General features: G+C 71.4%; 7 protein-coding genes. 1 reads left to right on the top strand and 6 read right to left on the bottom strand.

Features of this window, described 5'->3' with window-relative positions:
* Positions 1-33 precede the first annotated feature (33 nt).
* On the top strand, positions 34-1,113 hold the full coding sequence (locus O145_RS09680; protein WP_043562488.1) for a Gfo/Idh/MocA family oxidoreductase: 1,080 nt from the start codon (positions 34-36) through the stop codon (positions 1,111-1,113).
* An 8-nt stretch (positions 1,114-1,121) separates the two neighbouring features.
* Here the strand turns inward: O145_RS09680 and O145_RS09675 are convergent, their stop codons facing one another.
* From O145_RS09675 to O145_RS09650, 6 genes are all read right to left on the bottom strand, one after another.
* Positions 1,122-6,188, bottom strand: a complete 5,067-nt coding sequence (locus O145_RS09675) for a non-ribosomal peptide synthetase (protein ID WP_084682517.1) — start codon at positions 6,186-6,188, stop codon at positions 1,122-1,124.
* Between the two features lie 85 nt (positions 6,189-6,273).
* Entirely contained in the window at positions 6,274-6,975 is a 702-nt protein-coding gene (locus O145_RS16535) for a TetR family transcriptional regulator (RefSeq protein WP_052374932.1), read from the bottom strand.
* 9 nt (positions 6,976-6,984) lie between these two features.
* Complete coding sequence (locus O145_RS09665) at positions 6,985-8,739, bottom strand: ABC transporter ATP-binding protein (protein ID WP_043562474.1); 1,755 nt, start codon at positions 8,737-8,739, stop codon at positions 6,985-6,987.
* Positions 8,736-10,454 (bottom strand): ABC transporter ATP-binding protein, encoded by a 1,719-nt coding sequence (locus O145_RS09660; protein WP_043562473.1) that lies wholly within the window; start codon positions 10,452-10,454, stop codon positions 8,736-8,738. The genes O145_RS09665 and O145_RS09660 overlap by 4 nt, the downstream gene beginning before the upstream one ends.
* Before the next feature lie 19 nt (positions 10,455-10,473).
* Complete coding sequence (locus O145_RS09655; RefSeq protein WP_052374931.1) at positions 10,474-12,024, bottom strand: ABC transporter ATP-binding protein; 1,551 nt, start codon at positions 12,022-12,024, stop codon at positions 10,474-10,476.
* Entirely contained in the window at positions 12,021-12,731 is a 711-nt protein-coding gene (locus O145_RS09650; protein WP_043562472.1) for an energy-coupling factor transporter transmembrane component T, read from the bottom strand. The genes O145_RS09655 and O145_RS09650 overlap by 4 nt, the downstream gene beginning before the upstream one ends.
* Positions 12,732-12,740: the final 9 nt, after the last annotated feature.

The following is a 12,740-nucleotide window of genomic DNA, read 5'->3' as shown; positions in this document are numbered from 1 at the left end:
CAGGAGGACGCGCTGAGGGAAGTGGTCCTGGGGATGAATGACGTGATGAAGGTCGTGGTCGCCGGAACCTCATTCGGGCGGATCTATCTCGATGCGGTCCGCTCCGACCCGGACCTGGCACTGGCCGGCATCCTGGGCCGGGGGAGCCGCACGACTCGCGCCTTGGCCGAGCAGCACGACGTCCCGATGCTGACATCGGTCGCCGATGTCGGCGACGACGTCGATATGGCGTGCGTCGTGATCGGCTCGGCCGTCAACGGGGGCCCCGGGGCGGAGATCGCTCAGGCCTTCCTGCGACGGGGGATCCACGTGCTGCAGGAGCATCCGCTGCATCCCGCAGAGATCGTCGAGTGCTTGCGAGCCGCGCGGCAGGGCGGCGCCGTGCACCATGTGAGCACGCTCTACCCCGACGTCGAGCCCGTGCGCTGCTTCCTGGCCGCGGCGCAGCGCCTGCGGGAGCAGCAGCCGGTGCTGTTCGTCGACGCGGCGTGCAGCAGTCAGGTCCTGTACCCGCTGCTCGACATGATCGGTCGCGCGCTGGGCGGTGTACGGCCGTGGGCCTTCGCAGAACCGACGGCGGCTGATGCGGAGGTGACCCGCGCCTGCCGGAGCGAGCAGCCCTTCCAATCGGTGCAGGCGGCGATCGCCGGCGTGCCGGTCGCCCTGCGGGTGCAGAACCAGATCAACCCGGCCGACCGCGACAACCACGCGCTGCTGCTGCACCGGCTCGCGCTCGGCTTCGAGGGCGGGGTGCTGACTCTGGCCGACAGCCACGGTCCGGTGCTGTGGAACCCCCGGATGTATGCGCCCCGCGACGAGGAGGGGCGTCTGGTGCTGGACGGGCCTGCGAACCCGCGGCTGGACGCCGCCAGCACGAGACTGCTGGGCGACTGGCGCACCCGGACCTACCGGGAGGTCTTCACACAGGTGTGGCCGGACGCCGTCGGCGCGGCGCTGCGGAGGCTGCGCGAGGAGATCGCCGCAGAGCCCTCCCAGCGCACGACGGCGCAGCGGGGCCTGGCGGTGTCCCGAGTCTGGGCCGACCTCACGGCACGGCTGGGACCCCCTCAGCTCATCGACTCCGCGGCGCCGCAGCCGGTCAGCCCGATCTGACCCGCACCTCACAGCTCACCCTCCTCCATGTCATCCTCCTGGGGAGGGGTCATCGCCTGCGCGCATCCGGCCACTGTCGGGGCGGCGAAGAACGCCCTCAGCGACAGGCTCGCCCCCAGGCGGCGCTCAGCCAGATCGGCCAGCCTGGTCGCCGCCAGCGAGTCCCCACCGAGCACGAAGAAGTTGGCGGCCCGATCAGCCACCTCAACACCGAGGAGCTCGCTCCACAGGTCGGACACCGCGCGCTCGACGCCGGGACGCGGGCGACCCGGCTCGACCCGGGGCTCTGCCGCGGTCGTGCGGCCGCTCGGCCCCGCACCGGCGACCGGGCGGGCGATGTCCAGGGGCCGCGACCAGTCGTCGTCGGCAATCGCCGCCACGCGCGCGGTGAACGCGGCGAACATCTCATCGAGCACGGCCGGGTCGAACAGCTGCTTGACCGCGTCCCAGCGCATCAGCAGCCGGCCGTCGGCCTCCCCGACCTGGCAGTCGATCCAGACCTGCGGAGTCTGGGAGATCCCCCAGGTCTCGACGGCGAACGGTGCCGCGGCCGGCCCGGAGGCGCCGACGCCGAGCATGCTGGTGAAGACCACCGGCATGGCGGTCGCCGCCCCGGCGCTCCGGCGGGCTAGCTCCCTGAGCGCCCACACCGCCGGGACCTCGCTGTGGTCGAGCCCCTCGGCGACGTCCTCCTGCAGGGCGGTCGCGGACGCCCGCCTGTCCGGCCCGCTGTGGTAGGCGGCCAGGAGCAGGGAGGTGAAGTCGCCGAGGACGCGATCGATATGCGGGTGCACCTCGCGCCGGTCGAACAGCGTCATGGTCAGCGTCAGGTCGGGTCGGCCGCTCCAGGCCGCGAGGATCTCGCAGTACGCGGCGGCCAGCGCCACGGACGGGGTGATCCGGCTGCGTCGGGCCGCCTCCCGCAGCCCGCCCCAGGTGCCGGCGTCGAGCTCCGCCCCGCGGCGGACGAAATGCGGTTTGCCGATGTCGGCCGGGTCCGCTGCGAGCGGCAGCCGGGGGGCCGGCGGCAGCTGCGGCAGTCGGGCGCTCCAGTACCGGCGGGCCCCCTCGAGCTGCGGCGGCGTGGGCCGCATCGCCGTGACGTAGTCCCGGAAGGTGATCCCGATGGGCGGAAGCGCAGCCTCCGGGTCCGAGTACAGGACGTCCAGCTCCGCACGAAGGGTCATCAGGCTCAGCGCGTCCAGCAGCACATTGTCGAAGCTGAGACCGATCCGGGTCCCGTCGTCGGTCGGACACGCCCGGACGTCGAACAATGGCCACCGCGTCGGGTCGAGGACCTGGTCCGCCATCTGCTCCCGCAGCTGCTCGGGGCTCTCGAGCCTCCTGATCTTGAACCGCGGCACCTTTGGAAGCACCCTCTGCATGCCGTCCTCCGTGAAGACGGTTCGCAGCGTGTCGTGACGGGCGATCAGCCGGTTCCAAGCCGTGGTGAGCCGGTCCAGGTCGATGTCGTCCCCGTCGAGCTCGGTGTAGAAGTGGCACCCGACCCCGCCGAGGGTGAAGCGGTCGGAGCGTCCTACCAGGTAGGCGCGCTGCACCTCGGTCGGGGGGAAGGGCTCGTAGCGCTCCTCGGGGCGGGAGGTCACCGCCATTGCCCCGGCGTGCTCCGCAGCGCCGTCGCCCGGGGTCAGCAGGGCCGCGAACTCCGACAGCTCCGGACTGCCGAACAGCCCGCTCAGGGTGGCGCCGGTGTAGTGACGACGACGCAGCTCGGCAATGAGCCTGGTGGCGATGAGCGAGTCCCCGCCCAGGCTGAAGAAGTCGTCGCCGCGCAGCACGGTCGGGGTGTCGAGCAGCGTCGCCCACAGGTCGGCGACCTCGGCCTCGACCGGTCCCCGAGGGGGCAGGCGCGCGGGCTCCGCCGCGTGGCCCTCCGCCCGCCGGCGCAGCGCGGCGCGGTCGACCTTGCCGTTGCGGGTCAACGGCATCTCGTCGACCGGCACGATCACCGCCGGTATCGCGTACGGGGCGAGCCGCCGGCTCAGGTGCTCCTTCACACGGCCCGGCTCTGCCGACGCGGGGGCGATGAATCCGACCAGTCGCCGATTCGTGCGGGTACCAGGCGCCACCACGACCGCCTGGTGCACCTGCGGCGCCGACTCCAGCGCGGCCTCGATCTCGCCCAGCTCGATGCGATGGCCGCGTATCTTGACCTGGGTGTCGACTCGTCCCAGGAGCTCCAGCGTGCCGTCGGGCCAGTAGCGGCCCCGGTCGCCGGTCCGGTACCACCGGTCCGCACCGGTGCGGACGAAGCGGTCCGCGGTCAGCTCCTCATCGCCGCGATAGCCGACGGCGACTCCCGCACCGCCGATCCACAGCTCGCCGGCGACCCAGTCCGGACAGTCCTCGCCCGTGTCGTTGACCACGCGGAACCGCTGGCCGCGCAGCGGCCGCCCGTAGGGGATCGCCGGCCAACCCGGCTGCACCCGGTCCCCCGGGAAGAAGTTCGACCAGATCGCCGCCTCCGTGGCGCCGCCGAGCACCTGAAGTCTGCAGCGATCATCCGAGGCCGCGCGGAGCCGGGCGGGCAGGTCGACGGCCGCCCAGTCCCCGGAGACCAGCGCGAGTCGCAGGTCCTCCGGCAGGGGCCGCTGTTGGCAGGCCGCCAGCAGCATCTCCAGCAGCATCGGCACCGAGTTCCACACGGTCACCCGATGCCGGTCGCAGAGCCGAGCCCAGGCCTGAGCGTCCCTGACGTCCTCCTCGGAGACCACGACCAGCGAGCCGCCGCAGCCGAGCATGCCGAAGACGTCGAACACCGAGAGGTCGAACTCCAGCGCGGACACCGCCAGTACGCGATCCGCGCACCCCACGCCCCAGCGCTGCACGACGTCGTCAACAGTGTTCCAGGCGGCCCGGTGCGACACCTCCACGCCCTTCGGCTCACCGGTCGAACCGGAGGTGAAGATCACATAGGCGACTGCAGCCGGATCGCACTCGACCGGCTCGGGCAGGGGCTGCCCCGTCAGCGCCTCGGCGGTTGTCAGCGCCGACTCGTGATCGAGCAGGCCGGTCCGGCTCTCAGCGCAGGTGATGAGGGTCTGCGCGCGCTCCAGCACCAGGGAGCGGCGGTGCGGCGGCTGATCCAGCCCGACCGGGACGTACGCCCCGCCGATCGCAAGGACTCCGAGGACCGCGGCGATGCGCGCCGCGCCGCGCGGCATGGTGATTGCGACCGCATCGCCCGGCCGGACTCCCCGACGGCGCAGCGCCGCGCCGAACCTGAGCGCCTGGTCGGCGAGGTCCCCGTAGCTCAGCTCGCGCCCCCCGCAGATCACCGCAGTGCGGTCCGGATCCGTCCGAGCGTGCTCGAAGAACGCCCGATGCAGCAGTCCGCCGGCGGCGGGCTCCCCGGTCGCATTGGCGGCCGCACGGACCCGCTGCTGCCCGCCGGGGAGCTCGATAATGACCGGCTGCCCCCAGTCCGAGTCCGGCAGCCGATTGAGCAGCGCCACATAACTGTCGAAGATCCCATCCAGGACACCGGGCGGGAACAGCTCCTCCACCGCGTCCAGTGCGAGATGCAGGCCATCGGGGTACTCGTTGATCTGATGGTCGAGCCACACCTGGGGCGTCTGGGTGATCATGAACCCCGGCTTGCCGAATGCCTGCCGAACGGAGTCGGTGATCAGCTCGTTGCCGAGGTTGCATGCGAAGACCGCCGCCCCGCTGCTGGCCTCGCCGTACCGGCTGAGGTCCCGCAGCACCTCCACGCCCGAGTAGGCGGTGTGCTCGGCGGCGTCGCGGAAGCTGCGCTGCAGGCCCCGCGCCCGGTCGCCGAATCCGGCGGTCTCCGTCAGGTCCACGGGGAGCAGCAGCAGGTCGGTGAAGTCCGCGACCAGGCGGGCGACGTCGGGGTGCAGCGACTCGTCTCGCGCGAATACGGGAAGATTGAGCACAAATCGGCGCTGCGAGCTCCACCGGCCGAGCACCTCGCCGTACGCGGCCGCCAGCACCATCGCCGGAGTGACTCCGGCGGCCCGCGCCTTCCCGGTCACGGCGTCCCACGCCGAGCGCGGCAGCCACGACTCGCGGCGAACGAATCGGGGACGTCCCACCCGGGCCGGGTCGACGGCCAGCGGAAGCTGCGGAGGTCCGGGAAGATCCGCGGTCCGTTCCCGCCACCACTCATGATCCCGATCGCGATCGATGCGCAGGCGCTCCAGGTGCCGGCGCTGGTACTCGGCGAACGTGAGCCGCAGAGGGGCGAGCGGCTGGTCGGGTCTCAGGTAGAGGGCGGCCAGGTCGTCGAGCAGGATGCGCAGACCGACCACGTCAGCCGCCAGGAAATCGACCTCGACGTGGAGGCGCGAGCCTCCGTCCTCGAATCGGCTCAGCTGAAGGTCGAAGAGCTCGCCGCGGGAGGCATCCAGGAGGCGGTGCGACAGACGCTCCCGCAGGCGGAGCGAGTCGTCCGGGCGCCCGATCCTGTGGACGGTGACGCCCGGCCAGGCATCCTGATCGCTGATCGACTGGGTGCCGTCGTCAAGGAAGCGGGCGCGCAGCATCTCGTGCCGGGCCGCCAGCGCCCGACCCGCCGCCTCAAGCCGCGCCGGATCAATGGTATCCGGGGTGTCGAGCTCCAGATAGGCGTGGCAGCCGACACCTCCGAGCACCTGATCGTCGCGCCGCCCGACCCAGTAGGCGTGCTGCACGGGCGTGAGCGGGAAGGGCGCTGCGAGACGGGCGGAGAAGTCAACGGGCGCCTCAGAAGCCGTCGTGCAGCCGCCGCTGCGCTGAATGCGATCGGGGCGGGCCGACGACGGTCCGCCCGGCCCAGGGCCGGCCGCCGCAGGACCGGAAGCGGCCGAGACCACCTCCCACCACTGCGCGAGCGTGGTGGCGGAGGCAAGGTCGGCGAAGCGCACCCCGCCGCCTCGACGCCGCCACTGCGCGACGAGCCGCATGGCGCGCACCGAGTCCAGTCCGAGGCCGATCAGGTCGGCGTCATCAGAGATCGACTCGGCCGGCATCCCCAGCATTCTCGCCAGGTCGTCCCGCATCGTCTCCAGGGAGAGACGTCGAGACGCCTCGGTTGAGCTGGCACCAGTCATCAGGGATTCCTCGTCTCATGGGGCGTGCTTCGTGCTCGACTGAACCGGCACGACAGGTAAGGCAAACCTTATACAACTGGTTGTCTCATGTCACTTGTGTCTTCCGCGCGTCCGCCGCTGCGAGCCTCGCCTCGATGCCGGCGAGGATGATCTCGAGCTTGTCGTCCGCCCATGCGTCGGGGCCGGCCGAGAAGTGGGCGTCGAACGCTGCGCGCAGCCCGGCGTCGTGGGCGCCGTCGGGCCCATCGGGGGCCAGGGCCTGCGTGAACCCGCCCCACTGCTCGGTGTACTGGGCGATCCGGTCGCGCCGGATGCGGCTGTCCGCGGCGAAGTCGGCCACCATATCGGCCGCGACGAGCGCGAGCCGCCGGGGGAACCCGAAGACGACGAGGTTCTCGGTCATCTCCAGCGCGGCCCGGATGAGGCGCTCGGGCATGGGCCACACCTGGTTGTAGATCAGGTCCATCATCCCCGGATACCGGCCGCACGCGGTGTCGATGGCGGCCGCGACGTCACGGAGGTAGTCCTGCCAGCTGCCCCGCGGCTCGGGCCACTCGGTGGTCTCCATGAAGCGGTCCGCGACAGCGCGCAGAAGGCCGGAGCGACCGTCGACGTGACGGTACAGCGCCGGATGCTTGACTCCGAGGCGAGCCGCAAGGCTCTGAAATGTGAGGGCCTCGACACCGGACTCGGCGATGAGCCCGATGGCGGCATCGGCGACGATCTCCCGGTTGATCAGGTTGGGACGGCCCGGACGACGCCGTTCCGGAGTTGGTCTGTGCGCCACGGCCCGGCCCTACCCATTCGCGCTCTCGGCGCCCTCGGCGATCTGCCAGCCCGCCGAGCTCACCTTGGCGCGCCAGAAGGCCTCGTAGCGTCCGCCTGCCCTCACCAGGGACTCGTGGTCGCCGTCCTCGATAATGACCCCGTCGTCGAGGACGAGGATGCGGTCGGCGCCCGTAATGGTCTCGAGCCGGTGCGCGATCGCGATCACCGTGCGGCCCGTGGCCAGGGCGGCGAAGGCGTCCGCGAGGGCCGCCTCGGTCTCGGTGTCCACCGCGGCGGTGGCCTCGTCGAGCAGCACGATCGGCGCGTCCTTGAGCAGGGCGCGGGCGATGGAGACCCGCTGCCTCTCGCCGCCGGAGAGCCGGGCGCCGCCCTCGCCGACCGGCGTGTCCAGCCCGTCCGGAAGACGGTCCACGACCTCCTGGAGGCGGGCGGCGCGGATCGCCTCCGCGACCTCCTCGTCACTCGCCTCCGGGCGGCCGATGCGGACATTGTCCAGGATCGAGCCCTCGAACAGGTAGACGTCCTGGAAGACCACCGCCACGCGCTCGATCACCTGCTCGGAGCCGAGCTGGCGGACGTCCGCCCCGCCCAGGCGCACGCTGCCGCTGGTGGCGTCCCAGAACCTGGCGATCAGACGCAGGATAGTCGTCTTGCCCGATCCGCTTGGTCCCACCAGGGCGGTGAACGTCCCCGGCTCCAGCCGGAACGACACCCGGTGGAGGACGTCCCCCGCCCCGTAGCTGAAGCTGACCTCGTCGAGCCCCACCGACAGACCGGTTCTCGCCACGGGGACGGGGCTGGCCGGCTCGGGCAACGTCGGCGTGTCGAGGAGGGCGCGGATGCGCTCAAGGCTGTCCCCGACGGTGCGCATGGCGGTGGTGTACTCCGAGAGCTCCGCGAGCGGGCCGACGAACCTGACGCAGACGACGAGCAGCCCGACGGTCGCCGGGACCTGGAGGCGGCCGGTCAGGGAGAGGCCGACCGCGGTGACCAGCAGGAGCACCAGCCAGAGCTGCACGGCGACCGTGCTGATAAGCACGCCGGGGATGGTGCGCCAGAATATGCTCTCCGACGTCCGGTGGTGCCGGTTGAGGGACTCGTCCAGGGGCGGGTAGCTCCCGACGGTGCGCCCGGCCGCACGCAGGACGGGCTGCGCCAGCGCGAAGTCGACGACCTGCTCGTTGACCTCGGCGGTGCGCCGGTCCAGGACGGCGTCCAGCCGCGCGGTCCGCTTGGGGGCGAGCCACCCGATGAGCGCGGCGACCGGGAGGAAGGCGGCGCCGGCTGCGGCGACGCGCCAGTCCCACCAGAGCAGGCCGACGACCACGGTCAGCGGGGTGAGGACCGCCGAGACGATCGGCTGCAGGAGGTGGGCCGTCACCGAGCCGGCGTCCTCGGCGCTCTTGCTGCTGAGCTGTGCCAGCTCTCCGGCGCGGGCATGGTCGAACCAGCCCAGCGGCAGGACGGAGGCGTGGTCGCCGATGCGGTGCTGCAGGCTGTGCATGAGCCCCAGGCTGATGCCGTACCCGGTGCGCGCCTGGAGGAAGTACAGCAGTGCGGCCGCGGCCGCGGCCGCGGCCAGGGCTCCCGCAGCGGACCACGCCGCGTGCATGTCGCCGCGCACGGCGGCGTCGACGACCGGGATGACGGTCAGGAAGGCGAGCCCCTGGGCGAGGGCGAAGGCGATGACCAGTGCGAGGAACGGGAGGAGGCGGACGCTTCCGCGGGCGACGTGCACAAGGTTGGCGAGCGTACGGATCATGCTGCGCTCCCCTCGACGTGACGGGCCTGCCACAGCCTGCGGTACATCCCGGCCTGTGCGAGCAGCTCCGCATGGGTGCCGACCTCGACGACCCTGCCCGTGTCGATGACCGCGATCTGGTCCGCCGTGGTGATCGACGCCAGCCGGTGGGCGATGACCAGCACGGTCCTGCCCTCGGCCGCGCGCGCGACCGCCCCCTGGAGACGGACCTCGTTCTCGGGGTCGGCGAAGGAGGTGGGCTCGTCGAGCACGAGGATGGGCGCGTCCTCGAGCAGGGCGCGGGCGATGGTGACGCGCTGCGCCTCCCCGCCGGAGAACCTCGCATCGACCCCGACGACGGAGTCGTACCCCCGGGGCAGGGCGGCGATACGGTCATGGATGCCCGCGGCCCTGGCCGCGGCCATGACCTCGTCGTCGTCGGCACCGGGCCGGGCGAGGCGGATATTGTCGCGCACGCTCATGGGCACGAGGCGGGTGCCCTGGAAGACGAACGCGACGCTCCTGTACAGGGCCGCGGCCTCCAGGTCGCGGACGTCCTGCCCGCCCACCCGGACCGCGCCGTCCCGCACGTCCCAGAACCTGGGCACGAGGGCTGCCAGGGTCGACTTGCCCGCGCCCGAGCGGCCCACGAGCGCCGTCACCGTGCCCTCGGGAAGCCTCATGGCGACCTGGGACAGGGTGTCCGGCCCGTGCGGGTCGTAGGCGAAGCTGACGTCGTCGAGGACGACCTCGCCGCCCTCGGCCGCTGCCGGGGCATCCGGGACGGGCAGCACGGGGGTGGCCAGGAACTCCCCGATCCGCGCGGCGGCCTCACGCGCAGCCCGCAGTCGCACGTCGTAGGAGTCCATCTGCGTGAGCGGGCCGGCCAGTCCGACCCCGAGCACCAGGCCCGCCACGAACCCGGTGAAGTCCACCCATCCCAGATGGAGGAGGAGCAGGCCCAGCAGCGCCATGGTCGCGAGCACGCTCGGAGCCGACACGATCGCCAGCCCCAGCGAGGACGCCCCGACCATCGGCACCATCAGCCTGCCGAAGAAGTCGGCGTAGTCGTCCACCGCCCGGCGGTAGTCCGCCGATGCGCGCCCCACCTGCCCGAACGTCTTGACCACCGCGATCCCGTGCGCGAACTCCACCGTCGCGTTATTGACCCGCGCCTTGGCGTCGTCCCAGTCGCGGAACTGCGTGGCGGCCTTGCCCATCATGGATCCGAACACGATGAGGAAGCCCGCCAGCGGCAGCAGAGCCACCAGGGCGAGCGGCCAGCTGTACAGGAGGAGCGCGGCGAGTGCGGCGACCGCGGTGACGACTCCGACCACCATGTCGCCACCCGCGTGCGCCACCAGGGTGTGCAGCTCGTGCACGTCGTCGGTGACGAGCTTCTTGACCCGGCCCGAGGAGCGCTGGGAGGCCTCCCCGATCGGGATGCGCCCCAGGTGGGTGGTCAGCCGGACGCGAAGGTCACGGTTCAGGCGGGCGTCCGCGAGGTGCGTCAGCATCAGCCCGGTGCCGATGAGCGCCATCCTGACCGCTATCCCGACCAGCGTCACCCACAGCCAGCGCCAGGTCTCGTCCGCCGGCGCCCGGTTCACCAGGGCGGTCGAGACCTGCACGCTCGCGACCATCGGAACCAGGCCGGCGACAGCGCCCAGTCCTTGCAGCGCAACGCCACTGACGACCAGCCCGCGCACGGGGCCGATCAGATCCCAGAACTTCACGGTACCTCCTTCATCTCCGTCAGCAATCAGCTGCTGTCACTCGCGACGTCATCATGTCCTCCGCGTTCTCAGTCGGGCCCCGTTCGCCTCTCTTCTCTTCGCCCGCTCCTCGGCCGAAGAACTCCCTGAGCCGGGCGGGCAGGTCCTCCGCCCCCTCGGGCGGCGGCTGGAGCGCTCCGCCGCGCAGCTCCTCGACCCGCGTGCAGACAAGGGCGAGGAACTCGGCGTCGTGACTGACGACCAGGACGGCCGTGCCCGCCTCGGCGGCGGTAAGGACCAGGTCGCTGATGGAGACCATCGACTCGCGGTCGAGCCCGCTGGTGGGCTCATCGAGTATGAGGACGCTCCGGGCGCTGCACAGGCCGCTGGCGAGTGCCGCCCGCTGCTTCTGCCCGCCGGAGAGCGAGAGCGGATGGCGGTCGCGCAGCTCCAGCAGGTCGAGGCGCTCCAGGACCCTGTCAATGTCCGACTCCGAGGGGTGCCGCAGTCCTATGGCACACTCCTCGGCGAGGGTCTCCCCGAAGAGCTGGGAGTTCACGTCCTGCATGACGAGGAAGACCCTGCCCCTGAGGTCTCGTTGCCGAACAGGTCTCCCCTGGACGGCGAACGCCCCGGCACCCGCCTTCTGCAGCCCGCACAGGGTGCGCACGAGCGTGGTCTTCCCCGCGCCGTTGTCCCCGATGAGCCCAACGACCTCCCCGGGGGCGAGCCGCAGGGAGACGTTATTGAGCACGGTGCGGTCGCGGAAGGACACCGTCAGGCCCGTCACCTCGATAGCGGGCGGCCTGCCGTCGAGGTCGGCGGGACGCGCTCTGCGCCGGGTCGCCTCTGCCAGGTTGAAGGCTCTCAGCCCCATTGCGTGCCGCCGCTGCGGGGACAGCGCCCTGAGCTCGTCCGCGGAGTAGCTGCCGGCCACCACCCCGGCGTCGAGCACGATGTAGCGGTCCGCCAGGTCGGAAAGATATCCGAGGCGGTGCTCGGAGACCAGCAGGGCCTTGCCCTGCGACCTCAGCCTGCGGAGCAGTCCCGCCAGACGGATGGTCGCCTGGTGGTCGAGGTTCGCCGAGGGCTCGTCCAGCACGAAGATCTCCGGCCCCAGGGCGTAGGCCCCGGCGATCGCCACCTGCTGCTTCTGCCCGCCGGACATCTCGAAGATGCTTCTGCCCGCGAGCTCCTGAATGCCCACCTCGGCGACGGTCTTCTCCACGCGGTCCCGGAGCGCGGGGTTGGGGACCCCGGCGTTCTCGAGCCCGAACGCGATCTCGCTGTCGGTGTCGAGGTTGAAGAACTGCGACTTGGGGTTCTGGAAGACCGATCCCACGAGGCGCGCGATCTCGTACCCCTCCAGGGACGAGACGTCGCGACCGCAGATCGTGACGCCGCCGCCGGACTCGTCCTGATCGTGCCTGGGCAGGAGCCCGTTGACGAGGTTGATCAGCGTGCTCTTCCCGCAGCCGCTGCGGCCGGTGACGACCACGAGCTCCCCGGCCCCGACCCTAAAGGAGACGTCCTTAAGCGCCCGGGCGGATGCGGCGGCGTAGCGGAATGAGACGTGCGAGAACTCGATCATCTGACCATCCCCCCTGCGCACAGGCCGACAAAAGCGAGAATCACGACGACGTCGGCCGCGCCGAACGCGAGGTCCACCAGGCAGGTCCTGGGAGCGGGATTGTCGATGCCCCGCACCAGCGCGGCGTCGGCGATCTCGTCCGCGATCACCGTGGCGCCGACCAGCATCGGGACATAGAGCCTCGTGGTGACGTCGACGGGATGGAGGAGGAGGGAGAGCGGCGTCGGGCTCAGGCCGCGGATCGCCATGGCGTCCCGCAGGTTCCTCCCCTGCTCCCGCATCGCCGGGAAGTAGCGGAAGACGACGGCGAACGGCGTGATCAGGACGCGCGGCATGCGCCACCGCGTCAGAGCCGCGACGAACTCGTTGACACGGGTGGTCTGGATAATGACCGCCCCGATGATACCGGCGGGGAACACCTTGCCGATGATCTGGAAGAACGTGACCACGAACAGCTGCGCTGCGGCCGGAAGATATCTCTCCCCGAGAATCTGCGCACCCGCGACAAGAATATAGGCGACCGCGGCGATCAGCGCCATTCTCAGCCTTCCGGAGACTGCCGCGAAGATGACGGCGGCGGCGACAAGGATATGGGCGTAGCCCGGGTGGACGGCGATCGTCAGCGCGAGATTGATGAGCACGAGAACGATCAGCTTGGTGCGCGGGTCGAGGCGCAGGCTCCGCCGCCCCTGATTATCCCTACCCACTCGAGCCGT

Source organism: Actinomyces israelii DSM 43320, from assembly GCF_000711965.1.
Lineage (GTDB): Bacteria > Actinomycetota > Actinomycetes > Actinomycetales > Actinomycetaceae > Actinomyces > Actinomyces israelii.
This window is presented reverse-complemented; position numbering and strand designations above follow the sequence as displayed.

Excerpts from the sequence above, each read along its gene's own strand:
- O145_RS09680 (WP_043562488.1), top strand. The coding sequence starts at position 34 with ATGAATGACGTGATGAAGGTCGTGGTCGCCGGAACCTCATTCGGGCGG.
- O145_RS09675 (WP_084682517.1), bottom strand. The coding sequence starts at position 6,188 with ATGACTGGTGCCAGCTCAACCGAGGCGTCTCGACGTCTCTCCCTGGAG.
- O145_RS09665 (WP_043562474.1), bottom strand. The coding sequence starts at position 8,739 with ATGATCCGTACGCTCGCCAACCTTGTGCACGTCGCCCGCGGAAGCGTC.
- O145_RS09655 (WP_052374931.1), bottom strand. The coding sequence starts at position 12,024 with ATGATCGAGTTCTCGCACGTCTCATTCCGCTACGCCGCCGCATCCGCC.